The 19,137-nt window shown below is 53.5% G+C and carries 14 protein-coding genes; 3 read left to right on the top strand and 11 right to left on the bottom strand.

Translation table 11 applies throughout. The features are described from left to right. Positions 1-6: 6 nt before the first annotated feature. The 11 genes from ACX9GU_RS05795 to ACX9GU_RS05845 form a co-directional block, all read right to left on the bottom strand. The gene (locus ACX9GU_RS05795; RefSeq protein ID WP_473194115.1) at positions 7-3,240 is read right to left on the bottom strand and encodes a hypothetical protein; all 3,234 of its coding nucleotides are present in this window, start codon (positions 3,238-3,240) and stop codon (positions 7-9) included. A gap of 644 nt (positions 3,241-3,884) precedes the next feature. After that, a complete protein-coding gene (gene emrB, locus ACX9GU_RS05800; protein WP_235050830.1) occupies positions 3,885-5,381 on the bottom strand; it encodes a multidrug efflux MFS transporter permease subunit EmrB in 1,497 nt (498 codons plus the stop codon). A 56-nt stretch (positions 5,382-5,437) separates the two neighbouring features. Continuing rightward, entirely contained in the window at positions 5,438-6,610 is a 1,173-nt protein-coding gene (gene emrA, locus ACX9GU_RS05805) for a multidrug efflux MFS transporter periplasmic adaptor subunit EmrA (protein WP_024484847.1), read from the bottom strand. Positions 6,611-6,631: 21 nt separating this feature from the next. Next, a complete protein-coding gene (locus tag ACX9GU_RS05810; protein WP_473194116.1) occupies positions 6,632-8,083 on the bottom strand; it encodes an efflux transporter outer membrane subunit in 1,452 nt (483 codons plus the stop codon). A gap of 22 nt (positions 8,084-8,105) precedes the next feature. Continuing rightward, positions 8,106-8,627, bottom strand: a complete 522-nt coding sequence (gene mprA, locus ACX9GU_RS05815; protein WP_021178983.1) for a transcriptional repressor MprA — start codon at positions 8,625-8,627, stop codon at positions 8,106-8,108. Positions 8,628-9,020: 393 nt separating this feature from the next. After that, positions 9,021-10,220, bottom strand: coding sequence for an MFS transporter (locus ACX9GU_RS05820; RefSeq protein WP_174334735.1), 1,200 nt, complete (start codon positions 10,218-10,220; stop codon positions 9,021-9,023). 333 nt (positions 10,221-10,553) lie between these two features. After that, positions 10,554-11,555 (bottom strand): glycine betaine/L-proline ABC transporter substrate-binding protein ProX, encoded by a 1,002-nt coding sequence (gene proX / locus ACX9GU_RS05825; RefSeq protein WP_473194117.1) that lies wholly within the window; start codon positions 11,553-11,555, stop codon positions 10,554-10,556. A 72-nt stretch (positions 11,556-11,627) separates the two neighbouring features. Continuing rightward, a complete protein-coding gene (gene proW, locus ACX9GU_RS05830; protein WP_473194118.1) occupies positions 11,628-12,737 on the bottom strand; it encodes a glycine betaine/L-proline ABC transporter permease ProW in 1,110 nt (369 codons plus the stop codon). After that, the gene (proV, locus tag ACX9GU_RS05835) at positions 12,730-13,932 is read right to left on the bottom strand and encodes a glycine betaine/L-proline ABC transporter ATP-binding protein ProV (RefSeq protein ID WP_021807606.1); all 1,203 of its coding nucleotides are present in this window, start codon (positions 13,930-13,932) and stop codon (positions 12,730-12,732) included. The genes proW and proV overlap by 8 nt, the downstream gene beginning before the upstream one ends. A gap of 343 nt (positions 13,933-14,275) precedes the next feature. Then, complete coding sequence (locus ACX9GU_RS05840) at positions 14,276-15,076, bottom strand: DeoR/GlpR family DNA-binding transcription regulator (RefSeq protein WP_221035245.1); 801 nt, start codon at positions 15,074-15,076, stop codon at positions 14,276-14,278. Between the two features lie 36 nt (positions 15,077-15,112). Then, complete coding sequence (locus ACX9GU_RS05845) at positions 15,113-16,009, bottom strand: sugar kinase (protein WP_473194119.1); 897 nt, start codon at positions 16,007-16,009, stop codon at positions 15,113-15,115. A gap of 224 nt (positions 16,010-16,233) precedes the next feature. Here ACX9GU_RS05845 and yihU point away from each other — a divergent pair, with 224 nt between their 5' ends. The 3 genes from yihU to ACX9GU_RS05860 are packed head-to-tail and all read left to right on the top strand — an operon-like array spanning position 16,234 to position 19,127. After that, positions 16,234-17,124, top strand: a complete 891-nt coding sequence (gene yihU, locus ACX9GU_RS05850; RefSeq protein WP_473194120.1) for a sulfolactaldehyde 3-reductase — start codon at positions 16,234-16,236, stop codon at positions 17,122-17,124. Between the two features lie 48 nt (positions 17,125-17,172). Beyond that, positions 17,173-18,036: a class II fructose-bisphosphate aldolase gene (locus tag ACX9GU_RS05855; RefSeq protein WP_473194121.1), complete on the top strand. Its 864-nt coding sequence runs from the start codon at positions 17,173-17,175 to the stop codon at positions 18,034-18,036. 47 nt (positions 18,037-18,083) lie between these two features. Continuing rightward, the gene (locus ACX9GU_RS05860; RefSeq protein ID WP_473194122.1) at positions 18,084-19,127 is read left to right on the top strand and encodes an aldose epimerase family protein; all 1,044 of its coding nucleotides are present in this window, start codon (positions 18,084-18,086) and stop codon (positions 19,125-19,127) included. Positions 19,128-19,137 lie beyond the last annotated feature (10 nt).

Here is a 19,137-nt window from a genome sequence, read left to right on the forward strand (position 1 = left end):
AATTCCTCATCTATGGCTAGTTTCAACAGGTTTGAGGAATGGCCCCATCGCTCCAAAGGTCACTTGGCATTTGAAGTGTTCATTTGGCCCCATTCTGCTTTTCCCAAACTCTTGTGGATTGTAAGGAGCCCAAATATTACTAAGTTCCTTAACCTTAGCCATCCCTCGTAACGAAGCCGCGCTGTCGACTACTTGCCCTGTGCAAACAGCCCGTGTCATGCTTTCGGGTGTAAGCAACCACCTCAACCTATTTGGCACAAAAACAGGAGTTTGTGATTCCTTCACCCTTGGTCTGAGCCATTTAAACTCTTCATCTGCCTGTTTATGTTGTCCCGCAATCATGAGTAATATAGCTCTTTCTAAAACTTGCTGTAATGAAAGCTGATACCCTTTTGTTCCTGATAGCTCATCCAAAAGGTGTAATTGCTCTTGGAAGTTTTTGGGCTCAGCAATTACTACTAAATCGTACAGTATCCGGACTAGAAGCCAGTCTCGGTTTGGCGAGCCTCTCAGTATTTCGATAGCTGGTGCTGCCAATTCGGCATTAATATCATCAAGCAGTAGCGATGCTTGGGCAGTTGATATAGGTAGAGAGCACCAAGCCTTAGCTATGTAGCCATAGGATATTCCTTGAGCGCACAAACTATCTATTTTTGAGCTTGCATTATCATCACGTAGTATCTTAAGCGCCTGTGCAGCCAACTGTCCAAGTTTCATTCTACGGGTAAATGCGCTATCAAGTTGAGATGCTTGAAAGACGAACGATAAGGCCTTAGCTGCTGACTCAATCCGTTCATTAGATGCCTCGCCCGTCATTCCTTGACGTAGGAGATTTTTTGCTACTGTCTCTAGGACATAGGGGCTGTTTGGGTTTTCTTTGAGAGCCCTATTGGTAACTTCGTTACATTTTTCGAGAAGCTGATTCAGCCTTACTTGGTCTCCATTTTTTCTCTCAAGCTCGGCTAGATCTTGGTAAATCAGAGCTAATGTATTGAATAGATTTAAGTTGGTCTCATCTTCTGGCGTTGACGCGATATTGTCTATTGCAAATTCTACCGATATAGCAGCTTCCTTTAGCAGTCTTTGCTTCTCATTATCGTCAATTTGGAATAGGTCATCCTGGGTGACGCGTCTTTTGGAAATAGCTAGGTGATGATTGAACGAGCGGCTACTAACAGTCACTTCTAGTGGGATACTTTCTAAAATTGAAAGTGCTGACCTCCAGTGTTTAAAAAACTCTGCATTACCACTACTCTCGTCCAGTTTTAATACATTCATCGCTAATGTAACCGCAAACGATCTAGCAAATGCTTCTCCCATTGCCGTTCGACTGGCGAGCTTGGATATCATTGCTAAGCGAAGAGCAATAGTGTCTTCATATAGTGGCAGACTCAACTTTTCACACAGTAAACGATCATTCCAGATGCCGTTCATTAAATAGCGGGCGAGCAAATCGTGAGCGATGATCCAGACGCGCCCATTTGGGAAGGATTCTCCCTCCATAAGTCCCAATCCGGGTGATTCGGATCGTGCTTCTTCTAGAGCATAGGACCAAGGATACTTTGGTGATGCTAGAGGTTTTAATAGTCTCTCAGGGGTCGATTTTCTTTCAATTGCAAGTGATGCAATTTCCATTATTGCATATTGAATCTCTATCGTTGGAAGAGATTTAAACTGTTGCATGATCCAACTTTGAACAGATTCTCCGATATCTAAGAATCCACGCAGCCAAAACTCAAGAGTGATCCAGAAGCTTGCAAGGCCTGAGTTTAACTCAGGACTATGCGAGCGCCAAAATCTCTCCCATTCTTCGTCAGTTTTTTCTTTGCCAAATCTACGTAGAAATAAGTTGAGATGTTTACCAAGATGTAAAACCTGGGCTGATTCAAGTGAGTGGCGGATGTACACTAATTCTTGATGAGGTATTGGTTTGGGGAGGTCTAATGGGCGGTTTGGTGGCGTAACTTTTATAATGGCTACCTTCCTCCCGCTTCGCACAAATTCTCCACACAAACGCTCAAGTTCGTCTGTAGATTTGTCCGCATGCTGCACGTCCAGAACTAGCACCCACACTGGCTCACCCACGTCCGTAAGTCCAGTCTCTAGTGCACGACCAGAAGTCTCGGCCACTGCTCGGAAAAAGAAACCAGTAAGCTCAATTGCGTCAGGTATTTGAGACTCTTGTTTTAAAACAAGAGTTGGGAACCCTTCTTTTGCAACCGCGAATGCAAGTATTCGTGCTTGAGTCGTACCTCCTGCCCCTGCTTCTGACACTATAGAGTATACATGTACTGACCCTGGAGCATCTGCAAGCTGATTGTTGAGCCCTTTTAATAGATTTCTCTGGGGTTCTGGATCTGGAATCCAAGGGAGTCCAGCCGCATAATTTCTCCATCCAGAACCTTGGCGTGAAAAGAAAGATTGAAACTCTTCTTCTTTTAAATCCTCGGCTGCTAATGGAAGAGTGTCCGAGACTCTAATAAAATCGCAAAAGTCTTGAAGAGGAGATTCCGCAAACTCTGCTGTTTTAAGATCAACCTCTACTGTTATATTTCCTGGTAGTTTTACATTGACAAGTATATTGGAGCTTGCTAGTAGCTGTTCGAGCCTAACATTGAGCTTGTCAGTAAATTGTGTAACTGTTTGGGTGAGCCAGTGAATGAGCTTTAGATTTGTATGTTTTTCAAAATTCTCAATCGACGTTTGTACTTCAGTTACATCTGTGGAAACGATGCTGATTAGGGAGCGAAAATCATCTTGCCAGAGATCTGCAAGATCCTCTATCGCTAAGGTAGGGCATTCACCGACAATAATTACGCGCCTTGGCTCTAAATCCTTCAAACGAGCTGTCATATTTAGTCGTCGACGATCAATGCTCCGTTTTGAAAGATTGTTAGACTCTAATCCTGAAAGATCTTCACGACCATTTAAAAAGAAAATTGGTTTTGAGTGGCGCTGAAGTGTAAGTGATAGTGGATCACTAGCGATAAGATGGCTAAATCCATTCGCCTGGCCTGAAGATAATATTGTGCGCGCTTTTTCGGCAAGAATCTGACCAAAAGCTCCGGAAGTTGATTCAACAAAAATTGCTCGCCATGGACCATCTATCAAGTTTAACAATGAGTCAAATTCACTACCGGGCTGTAAGTTTTTGGTTGTGAGCCAGAGAACGCAGTCCCGGGCAAAAATGTCGCTAATAACGTCATTCGTTACTGTATCCGTTTGGATTGTATACACCATTCTGCTCCCTTGTAGACTATGTATTTTGACAAGTTATTATAATGTGTTTGTAATGTCTATGAGGCTTAATTTTTATATACTTTTGAAAAAATTATTGCAATAAAATGACGCCTTTCTGTAGCTTATGCATCGTTTCGAGAGCTAAACGAGTGGTATTTATCCCTCCATCAGTGAACACGCTGTAGCAGGGGGGCACAAGAGCCCCTGCTCTCTGGCCCTTGCCATATCGGGCGACTGCCGGCACTGCGCTTTCAATGGCGTTAACACCGATGCTCACCGTGCCTATCCCCATTATTGAAATCAATTCCCTGCAGGCACTTATTGGTATCTTCAACTGATGGATTTTGTCTGAATCACTATACCTTCGATGGAGATATCCAATAGCATTTTCGTAATTATGAACCGAAAGCGCTAACGTCTGCTCTTCGCCGACAGTCAGATTTAATTAATCGTGCATACCGTCAGAACAAGTCGCGGCTAAAATACCTCATGTTATTACAGTAGCCGAGGCCCTGGCAGCGCTGCTATGAGCTTTACAAACCTAGTAATAATCATCCAATTCTATAAGGCGGTCCATCTTTGAACCGCCCCATATCACAGAAGATCTTTAGCCACTTCCATTGGAGTTTATGGGCGTGACTCGATCAGTGGGCTCCGCCCCCGCCGCCCCCGGAACTGAACGGGGGTTTGGCGAACCAGACCAGCGCCAGCAATATCAGGAACACCCCCGCCGAAAGCCAGAATATCTCGTTGGCCGAGATGATCAGCCCCTGCGCGGTGATCTCGTTGGCGATATACGCCGAAGCCTGCTGCTTGCTCATGCCGAGCTGCTCCAGTTTGCTGTACATCTCCTGCGATTGCGGGTTGAATGGATTCACAAACTCGCTCAGCTGCGAGTGATGCATCGCCTCCCGGCTGGTCCACAGCGTGGTGGTGATCGAGGTGCCGATAGAGCCCGCCAAGGTACGGGTAAAGTTCGACAGGCTCGATGCTGCCGCTATGCGATCCGGCGGCAACCCAGACAGGGTAATGGTCGTCAGCGGCATAAAGAAGCAGGCAATCGCAAAGCCCTGGAAGAACTGCGGCCAGGCGGAAGCGCCAAAATCCATCCCCGGCTCAAACGTGTAGGCGCGCCAGTAGAAGCACACGGCATACATGATGAAGCTGAAGGTAACCAAACGGCGCATATCCAGCCGATGACCGAAGCGGCCGATAATCGGTGACAAGATCACCGGCAGCAGCCCGATCGGCGCAGACGCTAAGCCAGCCCAGGTGGCGGTGTAGCCATAGACCTCCTGTAGCAACTGTGGCAGCAGCACGATCGCCCCGAAATACAGCATATAGGCCAGGCTGATACACAGACAGCCGATGGTAAAGTTGCGCGATTTGAACAGCGACAAATCCACCACCGGGTGATCGTCCGTGAGCTCCCACACCACCAGAAACACCAACGCCACCACGGCCACGACGGTCAGGACAATGATCTCGGTCGAGTTGAACCAGTCCAGTTCCTTGCCCTGATCGAGCATAATCTGCAGCGCACCGATACCAACCACCAGCAGTACCAGCCCGACGGTATCGATCGGTTTGATCTCGGTTTTGGTTTCCCTGCCTTTCAACGTCGACATCGCGACCAGGATCACGAACAGCCCAATCGGGATGTTGATGAAGAAGATCCAGCCCCAGTGATAGTTATCGCTGATATAGCCGCCCAGGATCGGCCCGAAAATCGGCGCGACGATCACGGTCATCGACCATAGCGCCAGGGCCATCGAACGCTTGGCGGGGGGATAGTTATTCAGCAACAAGCTTTGCGACAACGGGATCAGCGGCCCGGCGACGATGCCCTGGATCACGCGGAAGAAGATCAGCATGCCCAGACTGTTGGAGATACCGCACAGCCAGGAGGCCAGGGCAAACAGCGCCGTGGACCACAGGAACAGGCGAACTTCACCCACGCGTTTCGCCAACCAGCCGGTGATCGGAATGGAGATGGCGTTGGCCACCCCAAACGAGGTGATCACCCAGGTGCCCTGTGAGTTGGAAGACCCGAGGTTACCCGAAATGGTCGGTATCGCCACGTTGGCAATGGTGGAGTCCAGCACTTGCATAAAGGTCGCCATGGCGAGCGCGACCGTCATCCAGGCGAGCTGGGCACCTTCAAGCGGTTTCTGTGCCAAGGTAGCCTCCCGCTCGCTTAACCGGCGTTTGCATGGATCACATCGGCGATCATCTGATTCACCGGTGCCAGATCCAGCGTCAGCGCGTTGGTTTCAAACAGCGGTTTTTGACGTACCGTATCGGAGAGCACCAGGCCGTCCAGATTGGTGGTGTCGACTTTGACCAGCGTAGAAAGACCGATACGCAGAGGATGCTCAGCAACCTGTTGCGCATCCAGTTCGATACGCACGGGTAAACGCTGCACCACTTTGATCCAGTTGCCGGTCGCGTTCTGTGCAGGCAGTAGTGAGAACGCGCTGCCGGTACCCATATCGATACCCACGACCTTGCCTTTGAACACCACGTCGCTGCCGTACAGATCACTCACCACGGTGGCCTCTTGGCCGATACGCATATTGGCGATCTGCGTTTCTTTAAAGTTGGCATCCACCCAGACATGGTCCGGTGCCACTATGGCCATCAGAGGCGTCCCTGGGGAGATCTGTGCCCCCACCTGCACACTACGGCGTGAAACGAAGCCGGTGATTGGGCTGACGATGCGGGTACGCTGCAGTGCCATCCAGGCGTCGCGCATTTGTGCGGCGGCTTGCAGCACGGCGGGCTGTTTATCCAACGGAGTATTCAGCACCATCGCCTGATTGGCATTGTATTGCTGCACTGCGACTTCCAGTGCCGCTTTGGCATTGTCTACCGCGTCACGCGCATGTTGCAGCTCTTCGCGGCCAATGGCATCGGCGTTGCCCAGCACGATACGACGCTTGAGATCGTTTTCTACCTTGCTCAGCTCGGATTTGCGCAGGGCAATGTTAGCCTGATACTGCTTACCGTTGATCACCAACTGATGCGTTTGGCGCACGCTGTTGGCCAGCGCGGTTTTGGCCCGCTCAAACGCCTGTTCGGCGTCGGTAGGATCCAGCGTTAACAACACATCGCCTTTGCGGACAAAGTCGGTGTTATCGAAGGTCACGCTGTTCACGCTACCGGAAACCTGGGCCATGATCTGCACCTGATTACCGGCCACGTAGGCATCGTCGGTTTCCTGGTGATGACGCAGCACCAGGAACCAATAAACTAAATAGGCCACCCCAATAATTACAAAAATAAACGTTAACAGCAGCAGCCAGAATTTACGCTGCCGTTTTTTGCCAGCCGGTTGCTGCGGGGTTTGAGTTTCCGCACTTGCACTCATGGTATTCTCCACGCTCTAAAATTATGCTTTAGGTTCCGCTGCCGCCGGGGCCTGGTAGCCACCCCCCAACGCGCGTACCAATGCTATCTTCGCCTGCATCAAGTTGCTGCTGGCATTCAGTTGTGCCTGTTGCTGCTGCAATAGCTGCGTCTGGCTGGTCAACAGTTCATCACGCCCAATAATCCCTGCCTGGTATTTGGCGTTGGCGACCCGGTACACATCCTGCATGGATTGGGAGGCAGAGGTTGCCTGCAGCAGCTGCTTGCTACTGTTCTGTTGAATGGTGATGGCGTCGGCCGTTTCCTGTAACGCATTAACGAGCGTTTGGTTATAGGAACCCACCGCCTGATCGTAGAGCGCAGACTCTTCCCCCAGCTTGCTGCGTAGCGCACCGGCATGGAAGATAGGCAGGGAAATGGCTGGAACCACGCCCCACGCCTGGCTGGCGGCTTCAAACAGATTCGGGCTGGTGCCGCCGACGTTGGTGGTGGTCAAGCCAGCAAAGGCCGAGATCGACAGGCTAGGGTAAAACTCTTTGCGTGCCGCACTGACCCGTTGGTTATAGGACTCTACCAGTTGGCGCTGTGCCACGATGTCCGGGCGTTTACCCAGTAACTCTGCGGTGAGTTCGCCTTTGGGGGCTAACTGTTCTTCGTTTGGCATGGCCACCGGATGCACAGACTGCATCGCATTCGGGCCAAGACCGGCCAGGGCGGCCAACTGGTGTTTCAGTTGTTCAATCTGTGACTGCAGCTGGATGATCTGCTGCTTGGCACTGTCTGCTTGTGCCTGGGTCTGTTGCGGGATTTCCACGCCGTAGATCCCGGCTTTATATTGCTTTTGGCGCAGGTCGGCCAGGCGTTGATTATTATCCACCTCTTGTTGCAGCACATTCTCCAGCGCGTAATTCGCCTGTAACTGGTAATAGGCTGAAGCTACCGAACTGGTCAGCGTCAGAGCGGCCTGCGCCTGCTCGGCACGTGCGGCGTCGATCTGCGCTTTTGCCGCATTGACCTGATTGCGATATTTTCCCCACCAGTCAAACTCATAGGCCAGATTCAGGCCCAGGGAGTTAGAGGACTCATACACCGGGTTGGGTAAATAGCCAAAGCCCAGGTTGGTGTTTTGCGCCACACGCTGACGGTTGATGCTGGCATTCAGATCCAGGTTGGGGCCGTTGGCGGCACTGGCTTCCCCCGCCACGCTTTGCGCTTCACGCACGCGAGCGCCCGCCTGTTGCAGCGAAGGCGAGTTTTGCAGCGTCTGGGTCATCAGGCTATCAAGCTGGGGATCGTTAAGCGTGCGCCACCATTGCGGGCTGATGGCCAGCGAGCTGACTTTCGACTGGGCAAGCTGCAACTGTTGCGGTTCCATCATCTTGGATTGCGGGGCAATATTATCGGTAGATGCGCACCCCGCCAGCAATAGAACGGCGAACAGCGGGGTGACTCTCCAGTTTAACGGGGATCGCATAAAATGATTACCTGAACAGGAATTATTGGGATAACTGTTCTGAAACTTCCATCTGATCCAAACGGGTCAACAATTTGCGCGTCAGCATTTCAAGCTGCTGCTGCTCCTCGTCGTTCAGCGTAGACCACAGAAAGTGCAGACATTTATGCTGCGGTGGCAGCAATTGTTCGAGAAACGCTTCCCCAGCCTGGGTCATATGCAGATGCAGGCAGCGGCGATCGTGATCGCTTTCCCGGCGCTCAATCCAACCGCGTTTCTCTAGTTCATCGGCAATGCGGGTAGCATTGGTGCGTGACGAACCCAGGGCCGAGCTTAGCTCAGAAGGCTGAATGCTGTGGTTTTCCTGCGCATCCAGCGTAATGAGAGCCATAAACAAGGTTTCGTTGATTCCCTGTGCTTTCAGCATTTTATTGCGATTTTCCAACAGCTTGCCTTGCATATGCATGCACAGGCGGGTCAGCAGGATTTCCTGGTATGGGAAGTCTTTCTGACGTTTGGCGCGGAAATTCAGCATTTGCTCTATGGGGGTAAACGAGCTTTCCATAATTTAGTGCCTCATTAATTTCGTTCGGTATAGTAACGATAGTGATTAATAATGTAAATCTTCAGCCAGGGGAATAATTTAGCAATTCGTGTCATTTGTAAGTTGTTTGTAAATGCTTAACGCCACAGACTCTAAGGTCTTGTGATTGAAGGCACAAATTCTGCCGTTCCGCAGGCTGAGATAGGTAAGGTTTGTTTAAGTCACTGGGCGGGGCACTACGGCATCCTGCGGAGGGGATAGAAAGAAAACTTACCTGAGTAAGGTCGTTCATGGTGGTCCGGGGCGCAGGGTGCATAGGTCGCCAATAATTTACCGCGACAATATTACCAGAGTGTAAGTAATTTTCACACCCTGCGGCCTAATAAATTTCCTGAGTTATTATTTTCTTGCTAACTAGATAGTGGCCGGACCCTGCGGGTCATAGCGCTTGCCACGCCACCAGGTCAGCAGATTCAGCACGCACAATACGCCACCAATCGCCGCTACGCCGTTCCAACCAGCATGTTGATAAGCGGCGGCGGAAAGCACTGAACCCACGGCACCCCCGATAAAATAGCTGGTCATGTAACCGGCGGTCAGGCGATTACGCGCCTCCGGCATGATGCGGTAAATCACGCTTTGGTTGGTGACATGCACCCCCTGCACCGCCAGATCCAGCACCAAAATGCCGATAATCAGCGCCCAGAGAGAGTACGGTGCCAACGCAATCGGGATCCACGACAACAGCAATAGCACCAATCCGACGCTGGTGGTTAGCCCTGCTTTGCCCTTATCGGCCAGATGACCGGCACGTGAGGCAGCCAAGGCGCCAGCAGCACCCACTAGACCAAATAGCCCAATTACACCTTCGGAATAGTTGAAAGGTGGGGAAGCCAGCAGGAAAGCCATTGAGGTCCACAGCACGCTGAAGTTGGCGAATGATAAAGCGCCGATGATCGCGCGGGTACGCAGCAACGGGGTGAAGCAGAACAGGGAAAAGATGGATTTCAGCAACTGCGGGTAGTTCAGACCGGAATGCAGCTTATAGCGTGGCAAGGCGCGCCACAGCAGCAGGGCCATCAGGATCATCAACACGCTGGCCACCCAGTAGATGGTACGCCAGCCGCCGAGGGCCGCCAAAGCACCGGCGACGGTACGTGCCAGCAGAATGCCGAGCAGCAGGCCGCTCATGATCACGCCGACGGTTTTACCTCGTTTTGCCGGGTGCGCCAAGGTAGCGGCGAGTGGCACTAAAAGCTGGGCCACGACAGAGAACAAGCCGGTGAGGGCCGTACCGAGGATCATCATCGATAAGGTGCTGGAGGAAGCGGTGATCAGCATGCCCCCGGCAGCTAACAGCGTCATAAAGACGATCAGCCCGCGGCGCTCAAACATATCGCCCAACGGCACCAGAAACAGCAGGCCAACCGCATAGCCTAGCTGGGCCGCGGTGACGATAAATCCGGCCTGGTTAACCGAGAGATTAAAGTTTTGTGCGATGGTTTCCAGCAGCGGCTGGGCGTAGTAGTTGCTGGCAACCGCCAGGCCGGTGGCCATCGCGATTAACAGCGTCAGTGCAGGGCTAAGCCCCGGGTGTTCGGTTGGTTGGTTCATAATTGTTCAATAATGGAAATTTGTGATCAAAGTATCAGACACAACAGAATGTTAAGGCAATGTATAATTTTTATCAGTATGCCGCAGGAGGGATGTCGGACAGTTAAGCAAAGAAAACGGGCCCTCACCCTAACCCTCTCCCACAGGGAGAGGGAACCGATCGAGCGGGTCTGAAAATTCGGTGATTTACCTTGGAAAAGGGGGCAATCTAGTTTGCTGAGATATACCTTGGATAAGGGGACAATCGAGTTTGCTGAGAAAGCCCCTTACTTCCAAAAGAGCAGGGGCTAACAGCTCCCTCTCCCTGTGGGAGAGGGTTGGGGTGAGGGCTTATTATGACTTGGCGGCTTCGGCGGCGGTTTTCACCCAGCCGTCAAACGCGGCCTGGTGAGCCTTGATCCAGCCATTGACATGGTTTTGGATGTCAGCTTCGGATGACTGGCCTGCATGCATCCGCAGGTTCTGCGCGTTGACGTCGGCAATTGGCAGTTTCATGATGGCAAACAGCTTGGCGGCGGCAGGGTTGGCCTGCGCCCACTGTTTATTGGCGGCAATATGCATGTTGTTGACCGGGAAGCCATAGTTGGCCCCGTTCGGCAGCTTGGTATCGACATCTTTCAGCTCGCCCGGCAGGGAAGAGAACGGCACCTGTAGCCAGACAACGTCACGCCCTGGCACCATCACATCGCTGACCCAGTAAGGCGTCCAGGTGTAATACAGCACCGGCTTGCCTTCTTTGAAGCGGGTGATGGTATCGGAGATCATGGCGGCGTAGTTGCCCTGATTATGCTCCACGGTTTTGCCCAAGCCATAGGCGTCAATATGGTGATTAATCACCGTTTCACAGCCCCAGCCCGGGGTACAGCCGGTCAAGTCGGCCTTGCCGTCACCGTTGGTATCAAACAGCTTGGCAATTTTCGGATCTTTTAGTTGCTCAACGTTGGTAATGTGATACTTCTCGGCGGTTTTTTTGTCGATCAGGTAGCCCTGAGCGGCACCGCTGACGTAAGCCCCTTCGCGATAGAATTTTTTATCGCCCCCGGCGGCCTGATACTGATCGGCGTGTAACTGATCCCAGTTCACCGCCAGAAAAGTGGCGTCCCCAGCGGCGATGGAAGTGTAGGCCACGTTGTAGTCCACCTCACGCGGCTCTTTCACGTCATAACCGAGTTTTTCCAATGCCTTGCTGACCAGCAGCGTTTGGAAGGTCTCCTCGGAGATGGTGCTCTGTATCGGTTGTACCGAAATACCTTTTCCTGGCAAATCAGCAGCGGAAGCAACCTGTGAACCAAGCAGTGTGGTAAGGGCAATAGCCCAGATCCCTGTAGTGCGCATAGTTTTTCCTCTGTTATTGATGTTGTTTGGAGATAGCCCGCCAGTGCAGTAAGCCGCTGGCGGGAAGTGCGATCAGGCTTTTTTGATAAACGGGCGAGCGATCAACCCGATTGGGCCGTGGGTATACCAGCGGCCTAGCCCTTTACTGCGGCGATCGCGCCCCAGTGACTGGGTGAGGCGATCGAGAATAATGGCCAGAATAACGATACCGACGCCACCCACGGCGGCCAGCCCCATATCCAGGCGGCCGATGCCACGCAGCACCATCTGGCCCAGACCGCCCACGGCGATCATCGAGGCGATAACCACCATCGACAGCGCCAGCATCAGCGTCTGGTTAACCCCGGCCATGATGGTTGGCATGGCCAGCGGCAACTGCACTTTAAACAGCAGTTGGCGCGGGCTGGAGCCGAAGGATTCGGCGGCTTCGATCAGATCTTCCGGCACCTGTTTGATGCCCAGGATCGTCAGACGCACGATGGGCGGCAGGGCGAAGATGATCGTGACGACTACCCCCGGCACGTTACCGATACCGAACAGCATGACGATCGGCACCAGATAGACGAAGGCTGGTGTGGTCTGCATGGCATCAAGCAGTGGCCGGATCACCTTGGCGGCATGTTTGCTGCGTGCCAACCATATGCCCAACGGCAGACCTATAAGGATACAGAAGAACAGGGCGGTGAGCACCAGCGCCAGCGTGACCATTGCCTGTGACCAGGCCCCGATAGCGCCGATGGCGACTAACGACAGCAGCGTGGCGGCTCCCATGCCGAGGCTGGATATCTGCCAGGCGATCAGCGAGAACAGCAAAATGGCGACTGGAGCAGGCATACCCAACAAAAACTGCTGGAAACCGCTGAGGATGAAATCCACCGGCACACGAATGCCCTGGAACAGCGGACGGAAGTGCAGCACCAGCCAATCAATGGCGTGGGTGACCCAGCTGTCAAACGGCACCCAAGCCTTGTGGAACGGATCCAGCAGGCTAAAGTGCTCGGGCTCCACTGGGGCGCTGTTAAGCCAGTCAGCGCTCGATGCGGCCTGATTAGCGGCATCGTGGGGTACGCTGTCTGCCGGTGCGCCGGTTGACCAGGGATCGCTGCTGGTAGCAGCCTGAGTTGCCGAGGCGTCGTTAGGGGATGTGGCAGCTGTTGCCCATGGATCCTGATTATCACTCATTCGTAGGGCCCTCTTTATCTAAAGCCTGCAGCAGCATGCCTTTGGAAATAATACCGATATAGTTGTTGTCTTCCCCGACCACCGGCACGGCGCAAGGAGCCTGTGCTACCAGTGAGATCAGCTCGCTCAGCGGCATATCCGCCGGAACGGGCAGTGGGGCATCCAGCAAGGCATCGTCCAGCGTTTGATTGGCCGCCAGCGCCTGCTTGAGAGAGTCTATCGATACCACGCCGATAAATTTCTGGCCGCGTTCAAGCACGTAGCCATAGTCACGGTCTTCATCACGCAGGATCTGCAACGCAGAGCGCGGACCAAAACCGGGGGTCTTACGGATCAGGGTCACCGGGCGACGTTTGGCGATATCTTTGGCACTGAAAACGTGGCTGATATCGACGCCGCGGAAGAAGGTGCGCACATAATCGTTGGCCGGATTATTTAATATTTCATCCGGGGTACCCACCTGGATCACTTCGCCGCCTTGCATAATGGCAATGCGATCGCCAATACGCATCGCTTCATCCAGATCGTGGGAAATAAAGACGATGGTGCGCTGATGTTTCGCCTGTAATTTGACGAGCTCATCTTGCATCTCGGCACGAATTAATGGGTCCAGCGCAGAGAAGGCTTCATCCATTAACAATATATCCGGATCGTTAGCCATGGCGCGGGCTAAGCCGACACGCTGGCGCATACCACCGGACAGTTCATCGGGATAGGCATTGGCATAATTTTCCAGCCCAACCTGACGCAAAGCGTCCAACGCTTTTTCCTGGCGTTCCTGTAAAGGAATACCCGCTAATTCCATGCCGAATGCGGTATTATTTAATACGTTCATATGCGGCATTAAAGCGAATGACTGGAACACCATGCTGATCTTATTACGCCGTACGGTGCGCAGCGCAGCATCGGATATTTTGGATATATCCTCGCCGTCAATCAGCACCTCACCGCGGGTGGGTTCTATCAGACGATTGAGAAGGCGTACCAAGGTGGATTTACCGGAACCGGAAAGCCCCATGATGACAAATATCTCGCCTTCTTCAATGGCCAGAGAGGCGTTCTTGACGCCAAGTGATAACCCCGTTTTTTCCAGCAGCTGGTCTTTCGTCAAACCTTTGTCTATCAGCTTAAATGCGCGTTCCGGGTGCTCACCAAATATCTTATATAAATTTTTAACTTCTAGTTTAATTGCCATGCAATTCGCTGTTTCCTTTGGTTTATTATCAAACGCTAAAGTTGTCCTAATAGAAAATAAGAGTGCCCTATACCCTAACACACTGACATTCTGAGACAACCCTCAATGTTCATATCGTGAGATTTTTCTAGTGATATCCGGTTTGATGATTGGGCATAATTACCCGATTTTTACGCGGTTATTTAACCATAATGAGCAATAGAAAATGGCCAGATATATTGGTGACTACGGCAGCTATTTGAAGGGAATATTGGCAGCGTCAAACGGGTAATTAATGCACGCATGGTAAAGTTCTGCGTGCATTGACGAACGGCAGGAAAATCAGCGGGTTTACCACCGTGGATCAGAGCGTGGGTTCTTCGCTGCTGGTGGGAATAACGACCAGTTCCACTTGCTGCTGCTGTAACACCGATCCCATTGCAGAGGGGGGAGAGAGGTCGGTAAATAACGCGGTCGCCTGTCGGGTATTGCCGATTTCTACTGCCGCCGAAGCATGGAACTTGGTGTGGTCCGCAGCCAGCAGAATATGACGGGAGTGCGCCATCATCGCTTTCACCACGCTGGACTCATTCACGTCAAATTCCAACAGATCGCCGTTGGCTTCGATTGCCCCTACGCTGGTGATCAGGTAGTCGGCGCGAAAGCCTTCCACAAAGCTTACGGCGCTGGGGCCGATGATACCGCCGTTATTGGGGCGCAGCGTACCGCCCGGCACCATCACTTCGAACTCGGTGTTTTTATACAAGATATGTGCCACCCGCAGGCTGTTGGTAATGATGCGCAGGTGGCTGTGGTTCATCAGCGCCCGGGCAACATGCTCAACGGTGGTGCCGATGGTGATAAAAATGGTGGAACGATCGGGAATATAATCGGCAATGGCTTCCGCAATGGCTATCTTCTCTTGCGTGTAAGAGAGTTCCCGTTGCTCAAAGGCCGTGTTGACCACGCTGGAGGCACGACCTGCTCCCCCATGATGGCGGCTAATCAGCCCCTGCTCGCTCAGTTTGCGGATATCGCGCCTGACCGTCTGCGTTGACACTTCCAGCAATTGCGCCAGCTCGTCGATGTTCATATAGCCGCGCTTGGCGATCAGCTGGATCAGCTGATCGTGGCGTGGGTTGCCGGTAAGTTCAGTCAGACTCATGCTCCACTCCCTTAATATTGTCATCGGCCAACCATATTATACAAAACTGGCCAGGAAAGAGTCAGTTTGATCACAATTGGGGATGCCCGCGCGCCCGCCAGGACGAGTACACTTCAATGCGGCAACTGCATTGGCGTAACGCACCGCCTTAGCTATATCGGGTTGTGAACCCAGGGCTACCGCCAGCGCACCGTGGAAAACGTCTCCGGCGCCCGTGGTATCCACTACTTCAACCGGAAAGCCTGGCTGATGTTTCAGTTGAGCGTTTTCCAGCCAGAAACAGCCATGTTTACCCTGAGTGACATAAACTTGTCCGTTTCTGTCATTTTTTGCCGTACGCAATCCCGGCTCAATATCCGTTTTTCCCGTCATCCGCAGCAAGCCCGGTTCGGAGAAGGCGGCATGGTCGGCCAAAGCAACCAGCGGGCGGATATCTTGTGGTGTGACATCGGCGTCCAGCAGGGTAGTGACACCCGCGCGCCGGGCCAAGGTGAAGGCAGTCAGCGCGCCCTGATGCCAACGCACGTCCGCCAACACCACATCGTACCGGCTAAAGTCGATGTCATGCAGCCATTCGGCATCCTCGGGTAAATCTGGGCTGGGATGGTTGATGATCATGCGTTCTCCCTGGGCATCCACCAGCACAGCCGATTGTGATGAGCGCGCCTGTGGGCAACGGCGGGCATGTCTGACATTGACGCCATAGCTGCCCAGCTCGGCCAACAGGGTTTGCCCGGTAGCATCGTCCCCGACCCGGCCAATGAAATCTACCTCTGCGCCCAATCTGGCTGCAGCCACCGCAGCCGTTGCCGCCGGGCCTCCGCCAATTTCGCGGTAGTCGTTGGCTACATATTTCCCCCCGCCTTCAGGCAGTTTCTCTACGTAATACAGGCGGTCTTGCACTGCAATGCCTACGCATGCGATTCGAGTCATGGTCTGGATCCCTGGATGTTGAACTGTGTAAGCGAACGGTTTTCAGCAAAAAGTGGCTACCGATCACGCTGCCACCATTTTAATTCACTCAAATGTTAAAAGAGTGACGGCTGTCAATTTTTTGACCATAAATTACAAATACGATCAAAAACAGACAAAAACGGTCTGATTTGTGGCCGGAGAGATGACACAGAGATGACACTAGTAACCAACAGGAGAGAACCATGGCACAGATCGCATTTATCGGGCTAGGGCAAATGGGCGCGCCGATGGCCAGCAACCTGATCAAGCAGGGGCACCGGCTGAACGTTTTTGATATCAGCCCGGCGGCGGTCAGCACCTTGGTTGCTCAGGGGGCCAAAGCGGCAGCCAGCCCGGCGCAGGCGACACAGGACGCGGAGTTCGTCATCACCATGTTGCCTAACGGTGAACTGGTGCATGAGGTGCTGTTTGGTGCCGAGGGGGTGTGCTGCACCTTATCGCCTGCGGCATTGGTGATGGACATGTCCACCATCCACCCACTGCAAACGGATCGGCTGATTGCCCAGATGCAGGCTCGGGGCTTTAGCCTGATGGATGCCCCGGTCGGTCGGACTTCAGACCATGCTCAGGCTGGCACGTTGCTGATCCTGGCAGGTGGCACCGCCGAGCAGGTGGAGCGTGCGACGCCCGTGCTGATGGCGATGGGCTCGGAGCTGATCAACGCCGGTGGTCCGGGCATGGGGATCCGCGTGAAGCTGATCAACAACTACATGAGCATCGCGCTCAACGCGCTGTCTGCCGAAGCTGCGGTGCTGTGCGAGGCGTTAGGGCTGTCGTTTGACGTTGCGCTGCAAGTCATGAGCGGCACACCGGCAGGCAAGGGGCATTTCACCACCACCTGGCCAAACAAGGTGCTGAAGGGCGATCTCAGCCCGGCGTTCATGATCGATCTGGCGCACAAGGATCTGGGCATAGCGCTGGATGTGGCCAATCAGTTGCACGTTGCCATGCCGATGGGCGCAGCCTCACGCGAGGTTTACAGCCAGGCGCGGGCCAGCGGGCGTGGGCGTCAGGATTGGAGTGCCATTTTGGAACAGGTTCGGGCTGCTTCGGGCAGAGCGGATCACGCGTAACACTTAACGTAATTGCGGTTGCTATGCAGCGCGCAGAGGGGAGAAGAAATGCCTTATTTATCTGGTAACACCATGATCCAACATGCATGGGAAAACGGCTATGCCATCGGCGCGTTCAGCGCACACAACGCCGAAACCATTCGCGCCATTTTGCTGGCAGCCGAACAGGAGCAGGCCCCGATCATGATCCAGGTGGGGCAGAAAGTGATTAGCGTGATGGGTCTGGAGCCCATGAAGGCGATGATCGATGCGTTTATGCACGATATCACGGTGCCGGTGTGCATCCACCTGGATCACAGCCGCAGCTTCGAACAGACCATGCATGCGGTGCAGGCCGGGTTCCAGTCGGTGATGTTTGACGGCTCTCACCTGTCATTTGACGAAAACGTGCGGATCACCCGTGCTGTGGCGGACGTGGCCCACGCGCTGAACATTGGGGTCGAAGGTGAGATCGGCAAGATCGGCGGCACTGAGGATGATATTTCGGTCGACGAAAAAGACGCCCTGATCACCAGCAGTGACGAAGCGCTGCAGTTTGCTCAATCGACCACGGTGGATTATCTGGCGGTGTCCATCGGCACCGCTCACGGCCTGTACAAGCAGGAGCCCAAGCTGGCGTTCGAACGCCTGCAAGAGATCCGCGAGATCGTCAAAAAGCCGATTGTGCTGCACGGCGGCTCTGGCGTACCGGACGATCAGATCCGCAAGGCGGTTTCACTGGGCGTCGCCAAGGTGAACGTGGACACCGAACTGCGGCAGGCCTTCACCCAGGGCATGGCTGAAGTGCTAGACAAGGATCCGCACGAGTTTGTCTTGGCGGTGTCGCTCGGGCATGGCCGTGATGTGATGCAGGCCAAGGTCGCCGAAAAAATCAGGCTGTTTGGCAGCCAGGGTAAAGCCGCTCGGTTTTAAGCATCCGTTGCGCGGCAAGCTGCCGCGCTCACCATAGGGCACAGATTATGACAACCATTCAACGCCAGCATTTTGGCGAACATCAAGGGCAGGCCGTTTCCCTTTTCACGCTGACCAATGCCAACGGGATGCGGCTGTGTGTGACCGATTACGGCTGCATCATTACTCAGCTTTGGGTGCCGGATCGCCATGGGCAAGCGGAAGATGTCGTGATGGGGTTCGACAATTTGGCGGCTTATCAGGCTGGGCATCCGTTCTTCGGCGCGATTGCCGGGCGTTGCGCCAACCGTATTGCCGGTGGACGTTTCAGCCTCGACGGTCAGGAATATATTCTGGCCACCAACGAGCTTCCTACCGGGCAACACCTGCACGGCGGACGTCGGGGTTTTGACAAGTATGTCTGGCAGGCACAGGAAGACGGTGACGGCATTATTTTCAGCCGTACCTCTATCGATGGTGAGGAAGGTTATCCGGGCAATCTGCAGGTTAGCCACCGCATCGGCCTGACGGATGATAACGTGATGACGCTGAGCTTTGAGGCGCAGACGGACAAGCCGACGCTGGTCAACCTGGTCAATCACAGCCATTACAACCTGCGCGGGCATCAGCACCTGATCCACGATCAGCAGCTCAAGATCGACGCCGACTTTATGACGCCGGTAGATGAAACCACCATGCTACCCACCGGAGAAATCCGCCGCGTTGCCGGGACGGCATTTGATTTCCGCAACGCCCGTCGTCTTGGGGACGCCATGCTGCACCGCCCGGCACAGGATTTTGATATGAACTATGTGCTTAAGCCTGCTGACGGTGCTTTACATCCCGCCGCGACCTTGATCTGCCCACAGACCGGGCGAGTGATGGAAGTACACACCTCGCTGCCGGGCGTGCAGTTTTATAACGCCTTCAAGCTTTCCAACAAGATCTGGAATGGCAAGGCTGGCCATCGCTATCAGGCGTTTTCCGGCATCTGCCTTGAAACCCAGGCGTTCCCAGACAGCATTCACCACGCCCATTTTGGCAACGTGGTGCTGCGCCCAGGGGAAAACTATTACAGCCAGACTGAACACCGCTTCAGCACCGTGGCATAGATTTATTCGA

It is taken from the genome of Serratia sp. K1WW1, assembly GCF_055790865.1.

Bases quoted from the DNA above. Each gene is read 5' to 3' on its own strand.
- ACX9GU_RS05810 (WP_473194116.1), bottom strand. From the start codon at position 8,083: ATGCGATCCCCGTTAAACTGGAGAGTCACCCCGCTGTTCGCCGTTCTA.
- ACX9GU_RS05845 (WP_473194119.1), bottom strand. From the start codon at position 16,009: ATGACTCGAATCGCATGCGTAGGCATTGCAGTGCAAGACCGCCTGTAT.
- proX (WP_473194117.1), bottom strand. From the start codon at position 11,555: ATGCGCACTACAGGGATCTGGGCTATTGCCCTTACCACACTGCTTGGT.
- proW (WP_473194118.1), bottom strand. From the start codon at position 12,737: ATGAGTGATAATCAGGATCCATGGGCAACAGCTGCCACATCCCCTAAC.
- ACX9GU_RS05820 (WP_174334735.1), bottom strand. From the start codon at position 10,220: ATGAACCAACCAACCGAACACCCGGGGCTTAGCCCTGCACTGACGCTG.
- ACX9GU_RS05840 (WP_221035245.1), bottom strand. From the start codon at position 15,076: ATGAGTCTGACTGAACTTACCGGCAACCCACGCCACGATCAGCTGATC.
- ACX9GU_RS05860 (WP_473194122.1), top strand. From the start codon at position 18,084: ATGACAACCATTCAACGCCAGCATTTTGGCGAACATCAAGGGCAGGCC.
- mprA (WP_021178983.1), bottom strand. From the start codon at position 8,627: ATGGAAAGCTCGTTTACCCCCATAGAGCAAATGCTGAATTTCCGCGCC.
- ACX9GU_RS05795 (WP_473194115.1), bottom strand. From the start codon at position 3,240: ATGGTGTATACAATCCAAACGGATACAGTAACGAATGACGTTATTAGC.
- yihU (WP_473194120.1), top strand. From the start codon at position 16,234: ATGGCACAGATCGCATTTATCGGGCTAGGGCAAATGGGCGCGCCGATG.
- emrB (WP_235050830.1), bottom strand. From the start codon at position 5,381: ATGACGGTCGCGCTCGCCATGGCGACCTTTATGCAAGTGCTGGACTCC.
- ACX9GU_RS05855 (WP_473194121.1), top strand. From the start codon at position 17,173: ATGCCTTATTTATCTGGTAACACCATGATCCAACATGCATGGGAAAAC.
- emrA (WP_024484847.1), bottom strand. From the start codon at position 6,610: ATGAGTGCAAGTGCGGAAACTCAAACCCCGCAGCAACCGGCTGGCAAA.
- proV (WP_021807606.1), bottom strand. From the start codon at position 13,932: ATGGCAATTAAACTAGAAGTTAAAAATTTATATAAGATATTTGGTGAG.